The 16861-nt window shown below is 58.0% G+C and carries 14 protein-coding genes; 6 read left to right on the top strand and 8 right to left on the bottom strand.

Going from position 1 to position 16861, the window contains the following annotated elements; translation table 11 throughout:
- Positions 1-13: 13 nt before the first annotated feature.
- From GSF27_RS09685 to phaZ, 8 genes are all read right to left on the bottom strand, one after another.
- A complete protein-coding gene (locus GSF27_RS09685) occupies positions 14-1123 on the bottom strand; it encodes an alpha-hydroxy acid oxidase (protein ID WP_160968356.1) in 1110 nt (369 codons plus the stop codon).
- A 134-nt stretch (positions 1124-1257) separates the two neighbouring features.
- Positions 1258-3558 (bottom strand): TonB-dependent siderophore receptor, encoded by a 2301-nt coding sequence (locus GSF27_RS09680; protein WP_160968354.1) that lies wholly within the window; start codon positions 3556-3558, stop codon positions 1258-1260.
- A 2-nt stretch (positions 3559-3560) separates the two neighbouring features.
- Positions 3561-4403: an energy transducer TonB gene (locus GSF27_RS09675; protein ID WP_160968352.1), complete on the bottom strand. Its 843-nt coding sequence runs from the start codon at positions 4401-4403 to the stop codon at positions 3561-3563.
- Positions 4404-4405: 2 nt separating this feature from the next.
- On the bottom strand, positions 4406-4801 hold the full coding sequence (locus GSF27_RS09670) for a biopolymer transporter ExbD (RefSeq protein ID WP_160968350.1): 396 nt from the start codon (positions 4799-4801) through the stop codon (positions 4406-4408).
- 42 nt (positions 4802-4843) lie between these two features.
- Positions 4844-5230, bottom strand: a complete 387-nt coding sequence (locus GSF27_RS09665; RefSeq protein WP_160968348.1) for a biopolymer transporter ExbD — start codon at positions 5228-5230, stop codon at positions 4844-4846.
- On the bottom strand, positions 5227-5880 hold the full coding sequence (locus GSF27_RS09660) for a MotA/TolQ/ExbB proton channel family protein (RefSeq protein WP_160968346.1): 654 nt from the start codon (positions 5878-5880) through the stop codon (positions 5227-5229). The genes GSF27_RS09665 and GSF27_RS09660 overlap by 4 nt, the downstream gene beginning before the upstream one ends.
- Positions 5881-6120: 240 nt before the next feature.
- Positions 6121-6909: a hypothetical protein gene (locus GSF27_RS09655; RefSeq protein ID WP_160968344.1), complete on the bottom strand. Its 789-nt coding sequence runs from the start codon at positions 6907-6909 to the stop codon at positions 6121-6123.
- 18 nt (positions 6910-6927) lie between these two features.
- A complete protein-coding gene (gene phaZ / locus GSF27_RS09650) occupies positions 6928-7758 on the bottom strand; it encodes a poly(3-hydroxyalkanoate) depolymerase (RefSeq protein WP_160968342.1) in 831 nt (276 codons plus the stop codon).
- Between the two features lie 417 nt (positions 7759-8175).
- Here phaZ and GSF27_RS09645 point away from each other — a divergent pair, with 417 nt between their 5' ends.
- The 6 genes from GSF27_RS09645 to GSF27_RS09620 all read left to right on the top strand — a co-directional run bounded on the left by GSF27_RS09645 (position 8176) and on the right by GSF27_RS09620 (position 16859).
- Positions 8176-8751 carry a phasin family protein gene (locus GSF27_RS09645; protein ID WP_160968340.1) on the top strand — a complete coding sequence of 192 codons (576 nt, stop codon included), beginning with the start codon at positions 8176-8178 and terminating at the stop codon, positions 8749-8751.
- Positions 8752-9054: 303 nt separating this feature from the next.
- Positions 9055-11139, top strand: a complete 2085-nt coding sequence (locus tag GSF27_RS09640; RefSeq protein WP_160968338.1) for an alpha/beta hydrolase — start codon at positions 9055-9057, stop codon at positions 11137-11139.
- A gap of 252 nt (positions 11140-11391) precedes the next feature.
- Positions 11392-12060, top strand: coding sequence for a 2'-5' RNA ligase family protein (locus GSF27_RS09635; protein ID WP_160968335.1), 669 nt, complete (start codon positions 11392-11394; stop codon positions 12058-12060).
- 253 nt (positions 12061-12313) lie between these two features.
- Positions 12314-12766, top strand: a complete 453-nt coding sequence (locus GSF27_RS09630; protein WP_160968333.1) for a hypothetical protein — start codon at positions 12314-12316, stop codon at positions 12764-12766.
- Positions 12759-14012 (top strand): hypothetical protein, encoded by a 1254-nt coding sequence (locus GSF27_RS09625; RefSeq protein WP_160968331.1) that lies wholly within the window; start codon positions 12759-12761, stop codon positions 14010-14012. The genes GSF27_RS09630 and GSF27_RS09625 overlap by 8 nt, the downstream gene beginning before the upstream one ends.
- 9 nt (positions 14013-14021) lie before the next feature.
- The gene (locus GSF27_RS09620; RefSeq protein ID WP_160968329.1) at positions 14022-16859 is read left to right on the top strand and encodes an EAL domain-containing protein; all 2838 of its coding nucleotides are present in this window, start codon (positions 14022-14024) and stop codon (positions 16857-16859) included.
- Positions 16860-16861 lie beyond the last annotated feature (2 nt).

Here is a 16861-nt window from a genome sequence, read left to right as displayed (position 1 = left end):
GATATTCCCCGTGTCAGAAAGTTTTTATCAGTCGTTCCGCGCTGATTTCTTCGAGTGTCGGGCAACCGGCCAGCGCCATGGTCATCTCCAGCTCTTCCAGCAACAGCTTGAGTGTGTGCGCCACACCCAGTGCCCCGGCAATGGCAAGGCCGTACATCAACGGTCGTCCGATAAGCACGCCGTTGGCGCCCAGCGCCAATGCCTTGAAGACATCGGTGCCGCGACGCACACCGCTGTCCACCAGCAGCAACATCTCTTCACCACACTGCTGGCGAATGGCGGCCAGCATCTGCATGGGCGAGGCGACGCCGTCCAGTGAGCGACCGCCGTGGTTGGAGACAATCAAGCCGTCTATGCCGATGTCCCGTGCCCGCGCTGCATCCTGTGGGTTGAGTACACCTTTCAGTAATAGCGGCAGTTTTGTCTGCTGCCGCAACCAGCGAATATCTTCCCAGTCGGGCGCGGCCGGCATAATGCCGTGCAGTATCACACTCTGGCCGGGATCCAGGGCTTGTGCCCCGGGTGTAGCAATAGTATCGAGATTCACGGCGCGCACACCTGCAGGTAACTGAAAGCCGGCGCGTTGTGGTCGTTGGCGCAAACCATTCACCGGCACGTCCACCGTCACCATAATGGCCTGATAGCCGCTGGCCTCGGCGCGGCGCACCAGTTGCAATGACTGTTCACGATTGCCTTGCCAGTAGAGTTGGAACCAACGCTGCTGTACCTGTGGTGCAATCTCTTCCAGCGTTACGGAACTGAGTGTGCTGGTGCAGTAGAGCGCACCCAATGCGTCGGCGGCCTGGGCACTGGCCAGTTCGCCCTGCGGGTGTACCAGTTTCTGATAGGCCACCGGGGCCAGCGCAATGGGATGTGGCAGCGCTTGCCCGAACCAGCGGGTGGCGGTGGTAGCCCGGGAAAAATTCTGCAAGGACTGCGGCAGGATCTGCCAGCGATCGAAGGCGCTGCTGTTGCTGTTGCGTGTCAGGTCGTCACCGCAGCCGCCGTCGATGTATTCGAATATCGGGTGGGGCATAAACTCCGGTGCCCGGCGTTCATAATCCGCCAGCGTGAGCATGTCCGGGGGCAGCTGTGTCAGCTTGGGGCGGTACAGGTTGCTCATGGTTTATGCCTGGTTGGGTCCCATTCGTCAGAGGGAGTGATCATAGCAAAGCCGGGCAGATTTCTCTGCCCGGCTGCGCCCGGGTCGCCAGGGACCCTGTTATGCAAGTTGGCACGTCCCTGTGCCCGGGTTCATCAGAACTCGTAGGAAACGGTCAGCTGTGCGTTACGACGGTCACCGATGTAGGTGAAGGCACCGCTGCGGTAAGCAGTCAGGTAATAGTCCTTGTCGGTGACATTGCCCACGTTCAGACGCACGTTAAGTTGCGGGGAGAACTCATAAGTGGCGAACAGGTCGTAAACAGTGTAGCTGGGTACGCCGAGATCTTCGTTGGCTGCAGTATCCGGCTGGCCGGTGAAGACTTCGCTGGAGTAGGTGGCGTTGGCACCAAAGGAGAAGTCATCGGTCAGCTGGTAGCGAGCCTGTACAAAGGCACTCTTGTCAGCAAAGTTTGCCAGGGTTTTTCCGGCATCGTCGCTGGTGAGCTGCGGGATACCGGCATTGGGGCCGCGAGTTGGTATCGTGGTATTGATGCCGTTATTAAAGGACTCAAGCACTTCGGCGTTCATGATGGCGGCACCGGCCTGTACGCTGAGTTTGTCGGTGATGTTACCGGCGACGGAGAATTCAAAACCTTCGACGCGGTTTTTACCGGTGTTGAGGGTGCCGAGGGTGGCGTAGCTGTCACCCACACTTTCCATGACGTCGTCCTTGGTGATCCGGAATACGGCGGCGGTCAGCAGCAGTTTCTCATTGAGGATGTTCCACTTGGTACCCAGTTCGATGTTCTCGGTCTGTTCCGGTTTGCTGTCGCCCACCTGGGTCGGGTCACCACAGAGACCGCCGTAGCCGCAGCTGCCACCCACATCGGACTCACCACCGTTGATGTTGGAGGAAGTACTGTAGGTCAGGTACACGTTACCGTTCTCGGTAAGGTCGTAGACGGTACCGATATGACCGTTCCAGAGGGTATCGGAGTACTTGTATTCGGTAACGCTGCCAGGGCGGCCCACCTTGTTGTCGTATTCGAAGTAATCGGCACGCACACCGAGGAAGACAGACCAGGCATCGGTCAGGTCAATGGTGTCCATGACGGCCAGTGACCAGGTGTCGATGTTGTAATCGGAATCCTTTACACCCTTGGAGATCTGGCGCTGCATCAGGTCGTTGAGGTCATCGTAATAGTTGCCGGCGCCATCGGAGAAGCAGTAGCTGGTGCCGCAGTTAGGTGTACCTGTGTTGGTTATGTCGTAGACGCCGTTGATAACCTTATGGCTCGAGTACTCAAGAGTCGTCACAAACTGGTTTTTCAGACCGCCGATCTCAGTGTCAAAAAAGAGGTTGGTCATGTTGGCGAAGTACTCTACTTCCTGCCAGCCTTGGTGGGTACTGAGGCTGGTGCTACCGCGGGTACCGGTGGCTACATAGCCGTTGTCGGTGGTGCCGTAACGGGTGGCGTTGATCAGGCGCAGGTTGTCGGTGAAGTCATACTCGGCACGGAAGGTGGCGGTGTTTACTTCCGACTCCAGGAAATCCTCGTCCTGCATATAGACGGGAATATCCTTCACCGGCTTGCCGCTGGTGCGGTCAATGTAGGAACCCAGGTCGGGCTTGTCTTCCGCTTTCAGGTAATAGTAGTCGGCCACCAGTTTCAGTTTGTCGGTAGCCTGCAGGGAGCCGGACACGGCGGCACCGTTACGTTCGCGATCAGCGGGTTCGCGGTCCGGTACTTCCTGATAGGCGTGCAGCAGGTTGACGCGCACGGCGGCGTCATCGGTCACACTGACGTTGCTGTCCAGGGTCAGGCGACGGAAGTCGTCGGTGCCGATGCCGCCCTGTACCTTGTTGAAGTTGTATTCGGTGCTGGCCTGCTTGGTGATGCTGTTAACGGCACCGCCGGTGGAGCCGCGGCCGGCGAAGGTGGAACTTGGACCCTTGGTGATTTCCACCTGTTCAACGGCGAAGCTTTCACGGATGGTCATGCCGGGATCGCGCAGGCCGTCAACGAATACATCGGAGCGGGCTTCGTGACCGCGGATAACGTAGCGGTCGCCGAAGGCGTTGCCGTTTTCACCGGTACCCAGGGTAATACCTGGCTGGTTGGCGAGGATGGCGCGCAGGTCGGTGTCACCGGATTCCTGAATCGCAGTCTGGGTCAGTACGGTGATGGTCTGCGGGGTCTCTGCCAGCGGTTTGACGTGGCGGCTATCACCGGAAATTTTTGCCTTGTAAGGCGCGCCGGGTTCCGCGTAGGGGTTGGTGTCGACCGTGCGCTCTTCAATCTGCATGGTGTCGAGCACAATCGGCTCGTCGTCCTGGGCCAGCAGCGGGGTGGCCATCAGCAGGGAAGGCAGACCGATAGCCAGGGCTGCAGACGGGCTGAATTTCGGTTTACGCAGTGTGAGCAGGGGTTGCATGGTATTGTCCGTTTTCATGGCTAGTCTCTAAACTCTCTATTGGTAATAAGTGAATATTCAATCGGGATGACCAAGGTCACCTTGTCTCGCTTCAGGCTTTCCGGGAACGGTGGCAGCGGTTGCGCCAGTTCCAGCATGTCCAGTGCTGACTGATCCAGAAGTGGATAGCCGCTACTTGTTTTTATGGATTTATTCAGTACCTGGCCGTCGCGGTTCATGGTGAACTGCAGTTGCACGACCCCTTCCTGTTTCTGTTTCTTCGCCTCTTTCGGATAGCTGCGATAGCTGTTGAGCCACGCCATCAGGTGGGCGAAATAATCCTTGGTGCTGCCCTTGCGGCCACCGCGTTGCTGGTCACTGGTGGTGCCGGAGGCGCGTTGCTGGGAGATGCTGGCGGCAGGCCTGGGGGCCGGCGGTGCCGGTGCGGTTTCCGGCTTTGCTGCAGCGGCCGTTGTCTGCTGTTGCAGGACGCCATCGGCGCTGCTGAATTCGCTGGTCACCGCTGTTTTGGCTGGTGCCTCGGCCTGTCTGGGTTCCGGCTTGGGGGCAACGGGCACGGGCTTTGGCTCGGCACGCTTCAGCGGCTCGGGGGCTGGCTCCTTTGGTGCCGGAGCCCTGATAACCGGCTCCGGTTCCCGTGGGGGCGGCGGGGTCTCCTCCGCGGCGGCAGTATCGGTATCGCTCTTGCTGTCGACACTGTCGACGTAGGAGCCCGCCAGTCCCAGTCCCACTTCCAGTCCACCGTCGCCATCTCCATCGGCGCCGGAGGCGATGGTTTGGGGTTGGGCACCCAGAGCCCACAGCAGCAGGCTGTGGCACAGCAGCGAAATCAACAGGGCGATCAGCCAGTAGCGACGTTGCATGATCAACCACCTGACTCGCTGACGAGGGTAACGTTGGTGATCTGCTGGCTGCGCAACAGCGTCAGCAGCGGCTGGATCTGTTGTGCGGTGAGCTGGCGGTGCAGGAATACCCGTACGTCGGCGCTGTCCACATGCTGTGCCAGCGCTTCACTGAGCTGTGCCTCGGTTACCGCGGCACTGTTGAGGAACAGCTGTTGTTGCGCGTTCATCTCCACCCGCAGCTCGGAGGCTTCGCTTTTGATGCCGGCGTCATTGAGGGGCAGCTGCAGGTCCGCGGCCAGTTGCTGGTGCATCTGGCCGGCCACCATAAAAAAGATCAACAGCAGGAAGACAATGTTGATCAGCGGGATCAGGTTGTCGTCGCTGGTGGGTTTCACTTTGCTCCAGAGGTTGTCCATGGCTGTTCGCTGCCTGCAGGTTGGTGTTCTGTGTATCGGAGCTCAGGGCTCCAGCGCGTCGCCGAGATTGACTTTGGCAAAGCCCATCTGTTGCAGTTCATGCATCTGGCTGACGATGGTCTGTACCTGGGTCGCGGCCTGGGGGTAGACGAGTATGGCGCTGTCGCCGGGCTGGCCCTGCAGCCATTGGCTGTCGGCAGTCTCCAGTCCGGGCAGTCGCAGCCACTCGCCGGCCGGACTTAACGCCAGCAGCAATGGTTCAGCTGGCGTGCTGTCACCGGCGGCGGCTGTAGCGGTGTGCAAACGGGTTTCATGACGGGTGGTAAAGCTGGAGGTCAGCATGAAGAACATCAGCAGGATAAACACCACATCAATCAGCGCCGTCAGGCTGATGGGTTTGCGTGGCCGAGCGGCCAGCAGCGCCGTCACAGCGCCTGACCGGCAGCGGCAGCAGGGCTGCCGGCACGTTCGGTTTCCGTGAAAGTGGCCTCCATGTGATCCTGTACCGCCACCACTTCCAGCTCCGCGCGGCGCTCCAGCCAGCTGTGGATCATGGAGGTGGGAATGGCCACCGCCAGACCCACGGCGGTTGTCAGCAAGGCCTGCCAGATGCCGCCGGAGAGCACGGCAGGGTTGACCTGGGTGCCGGCAGCCTCCATCGCCTGAAAGGCCTCGATCATGCCCAGCACGGTGCCGAACAGACCCAGCAGCGGGGCGATAGTGGCAATGACTTCGAGAGGGCGCAGGTGGCTGGTGAGCAGTTGGGCGTGACGCCTCGCCAGACGCAGGGCCTCTTCCCGCTGTTGTGGCTGTGGCAGCGGGGAGGCGGTCAGGCCCAGAACCTGGGCGATGATGGCGGCGCGGGGAGTGGTGCTGCCTTTAGTCAGCAACAGGGCCTGCTTTTGTTGGCCCTGACGCAGGAATTCCAGTGCCTGCTCGCCGTTGCTGCGATGAACTTTCAGCAACAGGTAGAGTTGAATCAGTTTGCCGGCGGCCAGGGTGATGGCCACCATTGAGCAGACCAGAAGAATCCACACCACAGGGCCACCGTTCAGCGTCCACAACACCACTGCGTCCATAGCATTACACCTTGCTTATATAGGGCCCGCTGATGCAGGCCGTCCCCAAAAAGTCGGTTTTCGATAGAAACCGTAACCTATAGTAACATCTTAATAATAATAATTCTCAGAAGCGTTATCAATAGGATTTGTGGAAATTATCGGATCAGCTCGGCAGGGGTGGTGGGAGAGGGGAGGCGAAAGGTAGAGGCAGGACAGGGGGCTGGCGGCGCCCCTGCAGGTGCGGGGGCGCCGGAAGAGTCAGTGTTGCTTGCGGTGCAGGACGTAGTGATTAACCGAATACTTCATGCGGCGGAAGTTGGAGTAGAAGCTGCCATCGCCGGTATTAATGCTGTAGCCCAGATCACGGAACACCTTGCGGCGGTCGCGACCGGCCCAGTGCTTGGAGAGAATTACCCGGGTCAGCAGGCGGTAGCAGGAGTAGAGGTGGAAGCGGATCTGCTGCTTTTCGATGTCGCTGAGCTTATGTGACTGAAACAGACCAGAGCTGCGCATCTGGGTGAACTCCCGGCGCACCAGTGCTTTCTCGTCCCTCAGGCTCATGATGCTCGGCCCGCTGAGACCGGAACGAAACTGCTGTTTCAATAGTTTGTGCAGGTGCTCGATCTCGGACAGTTGATCCCCCTCATGCTCCGCCTGGGACATCAGGGTTTCAATAATGGCGTCCTCCTGATGGGAGGGCAGGGGCGGGAAGAACAGGTGGCGCTGGAACAGGTAGCGTATATAGCTGGCCAGGGTTGCGCTGAGAGGTGCGAACTGGGCAACAATCAGTACCGCCAGTACCAGCCACGCCGCCCACTTGCTGTCCCACACCAGGCGTACCCCGCAGACACAGACGTAGAACAGGCTGAGGGCAAACACCAGATAGAGCCCGCTCATCACGAGCAGCCGCAGCGGCGTGGCAGTGTGATGAATGCTCAGTGGCCATTCCACACCGATGGCTTCGTTCTTCAGCAGTTCCGGCAATTCCTGCCAGTGGAACAGGGTCCACACCGCAAAGACAAGAAAGATGATGGTCGGCAGCAGCATTTCCTGACTCCTTGGTTATCAGTGCACAACTTCCAGCAGTTTTTCAGGGCTCGAATAGGTGAGGAAGTCGGTAATCATCGGCGCCACCTCTTTCATTTTGGTCATCAGCAGCAGGTGCCCGCAGTCGATCTCGATCAACTGGCTGAAGGGGATGCGGCTGTGCAGGATCCGGGCGTTCACGATCGGCACCAGAGGGTCGTCGGTACCGGCGAGAATAAGCGTCTGTTGTTTCAGTTTGTGCAGCCAATGGATGCTGGTCCAGTAAGACGCTGCGTAGAGCTGGTAGAGGTAACCCTGTGGCGACTTGGGTGCGCGTACCCGGTCGGTGTACTCGTTCATCAGCTGGGGGTCGTTGCGCAGTTCACCGCCGTAAATGTGCTGGGCGATATCCTTGAGGTAGTTCTTGTCGAAGTAGCGTTTCGGGTTGGAGAGCTTCATAAACACCGAAGGCTTGCCCGGCACCATGATGGCGCCGGCGGTGGTGGCGGCCAGGATCAGGTTCTGGCAGCGCTTGGGGTAGCGGTGGGCAAATTCCTGGGCCATGGCACCACCCCAGGAGACACCCAGCACGTCCACCTTGCCGTAACCAAAGTGATCCAGAACTTCCGCTGACATCTTGGCCAGGCCCTTGAAGCGCTGGGGCATACGGGGCACTTCCGAAAGCCCGATACCAGGCATATCAAAACTGATGCATTCAATGCCTTCCAGTGCTTCCATCAGGGGGGTCAGGAGCTCCACATTTGCTCCAATGCCGTTGAACAACAGCAGAGGCCTTTCGCTGCGATCCAGTTTGCGAGCCACATGGATCTGCAATCCGGCTGCTTCAACAAAGCACTCTTCAATTTCCAAGATGGGAATTCCCTGATGGTGATTGGGGTGATGACTGGGCTGTCGTTTTCAGTATCCTCAAGTGTGGTTAATAAGCAAGACCCAGTAAATTATTTTTTTGTTATATATCCAGGCCCCTTCCGGATGGCGCATTATTCATTTTTTTCTGCACTATGTTTCAGCATCGTGACGGTCTCATTGCACCCTTGTAATGCAATAATTTCAGGCTAAAAAAATTAATCATTTTTTAAACAAAATGACATTGACACTGCCACCGTGTGTTCTTATTTTGCAAGTGAACCAACACGAGTTGGGACGCAGTCTGGCCAATAATTTCCGCAACGGAAATTGTCGTTTGGTAGTGAATGTTTCCTTGTTCTCAAAGTCAGTCACACACGGGCCCGACGGGTCCGTCCAACGAAACGCACGAGGTTAGATATGTCAGAGTTAGTCGCAGAGGCAGAAGAGATCCTGGAAACTGCCGAAACCAAAGCCAAGATGCTTTCCAAGAAGGTAACCGGTGCCATCACCAAAGTGGGTGGCGCGTACAAGTACGCCTGGTTTACCTGCCTTGGGACTGCCATGACCATGGAAGAGAAGCTGACTGGCCTTGGCAAGGATGTGGAAGGGAAGCTGGTGGATTTCAGCAAGAAGATGGCAGACAAGGGTGCCAAGGCCAAGATGGCTTCGCCCAGTGCCATGCTGGTTAAAAAGCTGGATGCCCCCAAAGCCAAACTGGAAAGCAAGCTGGAGAGTGCCAAGGCTGAAATCAAAACCAAGGCGCAAACCAAAATCACTGATGTGGAAGAAGTATTCGACAAGGGTGTCAATAAATCCCTCCACTTTATCGGCGTTCCCAGTCGCAAGGACATGGATCAGATGACCATGCTGATGAAGGACATGGCCGAGTCGATAGCCGAACTCTCCACCCAGCTGGCGGATCAGAAGCCCGCTAAAAGCACCGCCAAGAAGACGACTGCCAAGTCGGCTGACAGCCAAACCAGCGCTGCCTGACAGGAGTGTCGCAATGACCTCCATTTGGCGCTCCGGTGAAGAAAGTACGGAGCGCCTGTCAAAACAGGCAAGCTTATTGCTTCAGTCGAAGTGTAGTTGAATCGGAAGCAGTGCAAGCGGCCCTGAGTCACAGCGACAAAGGTGCCGGGATCCTGCCAGTAATCATCAACAGAAGGATTTCCTCGTTGCCTGAGTGGGGCCGCCGATGGCTCGACACTCGGCTGACCCGACGGTCAGTCTCCGCAGGCAACCTGGTTACCAGGGATGCAGTAGCCAACCAATGCATCGGAGTGAGTTCAGATTATGAATCATGCCAGCGCAGTACCGGGAAATGACAAGGCGGGGACAAACCTGACCGCCGACTACTTCAGAACACCAGTCTCTGATAAAACTCCGAAAAAACAACCAGTTGAGAAACAGCCTGAAGGCGCCGCCGGTGAGCCCGAGGCCAGCGTTGCCGCCACGGCGACGCCGGAAGCGGCGGCCGAGCAGTTGGCGAGGGAAGCCGACCGCATGGTTGCTGCAGCAGAAGCGATGGTGGAACGGGGCGAGTCCGCTGACGGCATGTTGTCGGCCATCGAAAAGTTGCGCCGAAGTTCAGCAGCGTTGACCCAATTTACTTCTGATCTGCGCCGCCAGTACCACTACGAGGAAGAGGCTGAAGCCTTCGCTTCCGTGATGGCAGATTCTGGTGCTGCCACTGCCGAAAGGCACCAAACTGAGGCCGTGGCAGAACCGGTGGCTCCGGCGAAGCGCCAGCGTGTGGAAGGCAGCTTGCCGGGTAGGGGGTTGCTGGAAACTGCCTCGCTGTTTGTGAAGCAGACCCTGAGGCAGCCGGAAGTCTTTACCCAGCACTACACCAATTTCGCCAAAGAGCTGTTCACCATTCTGCAGGCGCGCTCACAGCTGGAGCCGGAGCGCAGTGATAAACGTTTTCGGGACGCGGTATGGAAAGACAATGTTTTCTACCGGGTCGCCATGCAAACCTACCTTGCCTGGGATAAAGAAGTGTCCGGCTGGGTCGACGACCTCGAGTTGAACGACGCCGACCGCCGCCGCTGCCAGTTTATCCAGGAGCAGTTGAGTGCACTGCTGGCGCCGACCAATTCACCGCTCAACCCGGTGGCGGTCAAACGCGCCTATCAGACCGGCGGCAAGAGTGTGCTGCACGGGGTTACCAATCTGCTGGATGACCTGAGGCACAACCATGGTATGCCGAGCCAGATCCGCTCCGATGCGTTTCAGGTAGGCGTCGACCTGGCCACCAGCGAAGGTGCCGTGGTCTACCGCAGTGAAGTATTGGAGTTGCTGCAGTACCGCATGGATGAGGGGCAGGTGGTGGCCAAGCGTCCGGTATTGATTGTACCGCCACAACTGAACAAATTTTACATTTTTGACCTGTCGCCGAAAAACAGTATCGTCCGTCACCTGAAGAGTTCCGGTGTACAGCCTTTTGTTATCAGCTGGCGTAATCCGTCGCGACATAACGGTGGCTGGAACCTCGATAAATATGTGTCGGAGCTGGAAAACGCCATTGAAGTGATGCGCGAGCTAACGGGCGCTGACAAGATCAACCTCACCAGTGCTTGTGCCGGTGGTCTCACCTCCATGGCATTGTTGGGTTACCTGCAGGCGGCCAACAAACCTCTGGTGCATTCGCACTCATTGTTTGTAACGGCGCTGCAGGCGGACGAAAGTTTCTCCATGGCGTTGTTTGCGACCCGTGAAGTGGCGGAGCTTAGCCGGCGCATGTCGGAAAAGATTGGTTACATGGATGGCAAGGCGCTGTCGCATATCTTTAACTGGCTGCGTCCGACAGACCTGGTGTGGAATTACTGGGTCAACAACTACCTACTGGGCAAGGAGCCACCTTCCATGGATGTGCTCTACTGGGACAATGACTCCACCCGTTTGCCGGCCGGCCTGCACAGTGATTTCCTCGACATCTTTATCCAGGATGCGTTCTCTAAACCCGGCACCCTGACGGTGAAAGGTTATCCCATTGATATTAAGCAGCTGACCATGGATTTCTACTGTGTCGGCGGCGATGAAGACTACCTGATGCCATGGAAAAAATGTTTTGAAGTGCCGGAGCTGGTGCAGTCGAAATGCACTTTCGTGCTCAGTACCAGTGGTCATATCCAGAGTATCCTGCGTCCGCCGGGTATCGGTAACACCTTCTATTACGTCAACGATGCAGACGAGCGCGACCCCGACAAGTGGCTTGCCGGAGCCAGCAAGGAGAGCGGCAGCTGGTGGGAGCATTGGACCGGCTGGTTGGAGGAGCGAGGCGGCCACAAGTGTGTTGCCAGTGGTGGGGTGGGCAGCAAAGCCAATCCTCCACTGTCACCGGCGCCGGGACTCTACGTCAATGAGATTGTTAACTGAATCGATGCCCGCCCCCGTCAGGGGGCCGGGCATGTCGTTGCCCAGCAGGTAGTTCAGTAGCCGGTTGGGAATGGCCGGTGAAATTCCGAATGAGTGTCTTGCCGCCGGTAGCTTTCCGGGTGGCTTTCTGAATCATGCCGCAGTTTTCTGCGGCTTTTTTTTCAGCGGCAACCGGGGTAGCCTGGCGCCGTGCAGTGCAATGGATCAGTGCTGGCGGTATAGTCCCGCCTTTCCGCTGACGGTGTCTTTCCCATGCCCCTGTTTCCCGAAGTCTGGCAGCGATTTCTCAAGCTGCCCGCCGTCACTGCGGTATCGGCATCCACGGATGATGCGGCTCTGCGGCTCTGGCATCGCGGGCGGCAGCGGTATTGGGTGTGGGCGGTGGAAGTGGCGGACCCGCAGTTACTGGCGGTTTGGCAGCAGTGTCGCGAGCAACTGCAGGACTGGCTGTTACCGGGTTACCGGCGTCAACCCCATATCACTTTGGCTGTAGCCGGTTTCCCCTTATGCCCTCTGCCGGGGGTGTACAACGACAGCTTCACCCCGCAACAACTGGCGATCTGCGAGGCGCGCCTGCAGGCAGCGCGGGTGGCACCGTTTGAAGTGCGGGTAGGGGCCATTAACAGCTTTGCCGCCGCACCCTTTCTGGAGGTGGATGACTGGCAGGGTGGCTTACAGCGCCTGCGCCAGCAGGTGGTGGTACACCGGGATGACTTCCGCGAGGAGGCCTGGTGCCCGCACCTGACACTGGGTTACTACCGCCGTGCCTTTACCCCCCGACAACTGCTGCCGGCACTGTTAGGCTGCAGCCCTCCCGAGCCATTCAGCCTGCAGGTCAATGAGCTGTGCCTGATGTCCTATGGTGCCGATGAAGTTGGCGGAGTCCTGTGCCCGGAGCGCCGTTACCGGCTGTCGGACTGATCCCAACGCCCGGTCCGGCTGTTCGTATGGGAGGTCCCGGGGCAGGCTAAATGTGCGGCCTGCACTACCGCTGGCGGTCACTTTTCAGTAATCTGTTGCCTGCTTTGCGGCCTGGACAGGCCGACAGGGCGACCCGCCCCGGCATCTTGGGGGATGCCAGAGGAGAGCACCGGCACAGATCGGCGCTTTCCGGGGAGGCGGACCCCAGGGTCCGAAGGTCGCCAGCTTGCCCCCTGTTTGGGCTTTGTGGTGTATGCATAATAATAAATTTACGAACAATACCCTGATACTGCTGACGCTGTTCTGCTGTCTGTCACTGCCTTTGGCAGGGCGGGCAGCCGTCTATGTGATCCACCACCCGGATCTGGCCAGCGAAGACTTCAGCAGCCGCAATCTGGTGCGCATCTACGCCATGCAAAAGCGTGTCTGGTCGGATGGCACACCGGTAACGGTCTACACCCTTCCCAAAACCAGCCCCACCCACCGGGCTTTCGTCACCGGCTACCTGCGCATGCAGCCCTATCAGCTGGACCGCCTCTGGCACCGTACGGTATTCAGTGGTACCGGTGTGATGCCTGAAGAGGTAAGCAGTGTTGATGAAATGCTGAGACGGGTCGCCGCTACCCCGGGGGCCGTGGGTTACATCAGCCGCAGCGACAGTGGCGAGCTGCCGGAGGGAGTGTCCAGGGTGGTTGCCAATGATTAACCGCAGTGTAAAACCATCTCTGGCAATGTTGGCTGCCGTGCTCTGCTCCGGTGAGGGGTGGGCGGCGGGCCCGCAGTTTCACGGCTATGGCAGCCTGGCGTGGATCGATTCGCCGGATAATGCCTACTTCGATGACACTCCCGGTGACCATTTCAACTACCGTGAGGCGGCTCTGAATGGCTCCTGGCAAATCGCGCCGTCGTGGCGCATCGCCGGCCAGGTGCTTTACCGGGATGCCGGTGCCTTTACGGATGACAAAACCCGCGTCGATTTTCTGCTGCTGGACTACAACTTCCGGCTTACCGAGCACGAGTCGATCGGGGTGCGCCTGGGGCGCGTGAAAAATGAGTACGGTCTCTACAATGTGGTGCGCGACGTTCCCCATGGACACCCCGGCGTGTTTGTACCGCAATCGGTCTACTTTGAAGCCTTCAGGGATGCCCTGCTGGCGGTGGATGGCGGCAGCCTCTACGGCCGTTTTGATACTCCGCTGGGTGGCCTGGGCGTGGATCTCTTTAAAGGCACCGGTCGTATTGAAAATCCCACCGCTGAATACCAGCTGGCCCAGGTGGATGGCCCCGGCGAGTTTGATGAGGTTGATGAGCAGGGGCTGCGGCTGATTCTGGCGCCGGATGCGCTGCCGGGCCTGGCGCTGGCCTACAGCGTGGTGGATGCCTCCATGTCACTGGAAAACGTACCAGACCTGTCCGTACAGCAATTGCAGGCAGGCATGATGACGCTGGCCAACGACCCGCGGGATTACGGCGACTATATTACCAGCGCCCAAATAGATGCGTTGCTGCAATTGTTGTCGGTGCAGTACAGCTGGCATCATTGGATTCTGAGTGCGGAGTATCTGCAGATTCGCAACCGCCTCAGCGATTTTTCGGTTCTGAACAACTATCAGCCGGATACTTCGGTGACGTCCGAGGGCTACTACCTGCAGCTGGAGTGGCTGGCGGGGGAGAGCGTCAGTGTCTATGGACGCTACGAGGAGTTGTACTACAACAGGGATGACAAGGATGGCAGCGGCTTCTATCAGCGCACCGGATGCAATCCCTACACCCAGTATAATCGCGCGCTGACCTTAGGCGGTCGTTGGTTTATGACCTCCGACCTGGCCCTCACCGCGGAGTACAGCCGCAATCAGGGGGCCGCGTTTCTCAACGGTCAGGCGGGGGTGGATTTTGAAGATCTGCAGGAGGATTGGGATGCATTTATTGTGCAACTGTCGTTTCACTTCTAGAGCTGCCACGTGAAGCTGCCACAGTTATATATCAGCCTGAAATGGAAGTCAGTGGTGTTTGTCAGCATCGTGCTGATGGCCGTTACCGTCGTCTGGGTGTGGATGGGGGTTGTCCGTCAAATGGACACCTTCTACAAAACTTTGGAGGACAGTCATCAGGCAGAGACCCGTTTTTTGCAGGAGCTGATTGACGATACCGTGCTTAAACTGACGCAGTTTGCGCAGTTGATCGCCGCCAAGGAGGTGGTGCGGGAGTACCTGGCCGATCCCGACAAGAGCGCCGCTTTCAATACGGTGCTGGAGCAGGAGTGGCTCTCCTACAACATCAATCTTGGACTCGATTTTCTCGCCGTCTATAACGCCGACGCAGCCCTGCTGGGCGAGCTACGCTCCGCGGAACTGAAAAGCGATAATGCTTTCGTGGAGAAATTTCAGCGTGAGTTGCACGACAGTCTGGGCAGCGGCGAACCCCGGGATTTTCTCTACTGCCGGCAATCCTGTTTTATGGTGGTGCTGGAGCCGTTTATCGACAGCTCCGGCAAGATGGGGCTGGTGGCCCTGGCACAGAACCTGTCCGACATGGTGCGTCTCTATTATGAATTTACCGGTTCTGATCTCGGCGTACTGATTTCCGGTGACAGTCCCCATGACCTGACCTTCCACGGCCGTTACCTGAAGAGCTGGGATGTGTACGCCTGGGCGGTGAGTGACTTCAGTCACGTATTTCCCATACTGAAATCCTATTCCGCCAGCTTCCCGGTGGAAGGTGGTGAGCGGGAGATGTTCCAGCACGGGGGGCACACTTTTTATCTGCGCCAGCTGCAGCATCCGCGTTTCGAGTCGCTGGGCAGGGAGGCTTATTTCCTGTCGATTAACGACGTCAGCAGCGCCTACAGAGATTTCAACAGCGGCGTGCGTCAGGGGGTCTGGGCCGGATTGGTGAGCCTGCTTATTGTGGAATTGGTGATGCTGCTGCTGATTCACAAACCCATGAAACGTCTGGTGAGACTGACCAACGCCTTGCACCTGCTGCCGGAACAGAAGTTCGGCGATGTTATGAACCAGGTGCCACTGAATGACCTGCTGGTGGAAGACGAGCTGCGGGAGCTGGAAAAGAGTACGGTCTATGTTGCCCGCGAGCTGGATATGCTGCACAAGGAGCTGGACCTCAAGAGTGATTTCCTCAAGGGACAAATCTATGCACTGACCCGTTCACGTGCGTTCCTGACCCGACTCTTCGACAACGCCCAGATTTTTATCGTCACCCACAGTTTTGACCACAAAATTCGTTCCGGCAATCGCAAGTTTGAATCCCTCTACGATACCCAGCCGGAAAATTTTCGCGACCTGATTGTGCGCGAGAATGAGCGGCTGGAATTTGAGCGTTCGCTGGCGGAGTTGAGCCACCATATCATCGACAGTTTCCAGCAGGAGGTGGCTATCCTCGATCGTCACGGTACCAGCCTGATCATCACCTGGAACCACGCACTGGTGGAAGACGAAGAGGGCGAGGAGATTGTGCTCTCGGTGGGCATGGATCAGACCCAGCAGAAAAAGGCGGAAAATGACCTGCGCTGGATGGCCAACCATGACGGCCTGACCGGTCTCGGCAATCGCCGTTCCTTCAACACGGCTTTTGAAGAGTTGTTACGGGAGGGGCGATCAGGCGCGCTGGTGTTTATCGATGTTAACCGTTTCAAACAGATCAACGATATTTACGGGCACCACGCCGGCGATGAGGTCCTGATCGATATCGCCCAACAGCTGCGTAAGCAGACCCGCCTGTCCGATGTGATCAGTCGTTTTGCCGGCGATGAATTTACGGTGCTGCTGGCCGATGTAGATGCGGAGACCTTGCCGGCCCTGCTGGCGAAACTGTCGGCACAGCTGAGCGGGCAGATTCGCACCAACGTTGGCCAGATGGTGAACTATTCGGTGAGCATCGGCGCGGCGCTGTTTCCCGATCACGGCAGTGATTCACAGTCGCTGGTTATGTGCGCAGATATCGCCATGTACAACGCCAAGAGCAAGGGGCTGGGGTTCTGGCATATGTTCGACGCCGCTGACGAGCGGGTGGTTCAGATACGCCAGGACCACACGCTGCTGCTCACCATTCGCCACGCCCTGAAGAATGAAGCGTTTTCCCTGGTCTATCAGCCGATCACGGAGATCGGCAGCCGCCACGTTACCCACTACGAAGTGCTGCTGCGCATGCAGGACGAAAAAGGCAATACCATTTCCCCCGGGCTGTTTATCCCGCTGGCGGAAAAAACCGGCGAGATCCGGCAGATCGATGAGTGGGTACTGGATCGCGCCTGCCGTGCGCTGAAAGCGGTTGGCAGCAGTGGCCAGGGCGTCGGCTTCTCCATCAATATCTCGGCGCCGACGCTGCAGGCGGATGACTTCTGCGACCTGGTCATGGCCAGTATTCGTCGTCACGGTGTGGATCCGTCGCGCATTATTATCGAACTGACGGAAACCGCCTATATCGAGAACTTCCAGCAGGTACTCAACAACCTGCGCCAGATTGTGAGCCTGGGTGTGCAGGTGGCGCTGGATGACTTTGGCGTGGGCTTCTCATCGTTCAACTACCTGAAGATGCTGCCCCTCAACTACGTCAAACTGGATGGTTCCTACATCCGCGGCCTGGTGAGAAACCGTGACGACCAGGTGTTTGTGCGCAGCATGGCGGCCATGATCGATGCGTTCGGTATGAAAACCATCGCCGAATTTGTGGAGGATCAGGCCACCATGGAACTGCTCTCGACCCTCGGCGTCACCCACGGGCAGGGCAATTATATTGGTCTGCCCATGCCCTTTGACCACTACTTCGGGAGCGCCTGCTGAGC

This window comes from Pseudomaricurvus sp. HS19 (genome assembly GCF_009857815.1).
Taxonomy (GTDB): Bacteria; Pseudomonadota; Gammaproteobacteria; order Pseudomonadales; family Cellvibrionaceae; genus Pseudomaricurvus.
The sequence above is the reverse complement of the archived record's forward strand: the minus strand, read 5'-3'. Positions and strand labels throughout refer to the sequence as shown.

Coding starts and splice junctions, on each gene's coding strand:
- GSF27_RS09685 (WP_160968356.1), bottom strand. CDS start 1,123: ATGAGCAACCTGTACCGCCCCAAGCTGACACAGCTGCCCCCGGACATG.
- GSF27_RS09680 (WP_160968354.1), bottom strand. CDS start 3,558: ATGAAAACGGACAATACCATGCAACCCCTGCTCACACTGCGTAAACCG.
- GSF27_RS09675 (WP_160968352.1), bottom strand. CDS start 4,403: ATGCAACGTCGCTACTGGCTGATCGCCCTGTTGATTTCGCTGCTGTGC.
- GSF27_RS09670 (WP_160968350.1), bottom strand. CDS start 4,801: ATGGACAACCTCTGGAGCAAAGTGAAACCCACCAGCGACGACAACCTG.
- GSF27_RS09660 (WP_160968346.1), bottom strand. CDS start 5,880: ATGGACGCAGTGGTGTTGTGGACGCTGAACGGTGGCCCTGTGGTGTGG.
- GSF27_RS09655 (WP_160968344.1), bottom strand. CDS start 6,909: ATGCTGCTGCCGACCATCATCTTTCTTGTCTTTGCGGTGTGGACCCTG.
- GSF27_RS09645 (WP_160968340.1), top strand. CDS start 8,176: ATGTCAGAGTTAGTCGCAGAGGCAGAAGAGATCCTGGAAACTGCCGAA.
- GSF27_RS09640 (WP_160968338.1), top strand. CDS start 9,055: ATGAATCATGCCAGCGCAGTACCGGGAAATGACAAGGCGGGGACAAAC.
- GSF27_RS09635 (WP_160968335.1), top strand. CDS start 11,392: ATGCCCCTGTTTCCCGAAGTCTGGCAGCGATTTCTCAAGCTGCCCGCC.
- GSF27_RS09630 (WP_160968333.1), top strand. CDS start 12,314: ATGCATAATAATAAATTTACGAACAATACCCTGATACTGCTGACGCTG.
- GSF27_RS09625 (WP_160968331.1), top strand. CDS start 12,759: ATGATTAACCGCAGTGTAAAACCATCTCTGGCAATGTTGGCTGCCGTG.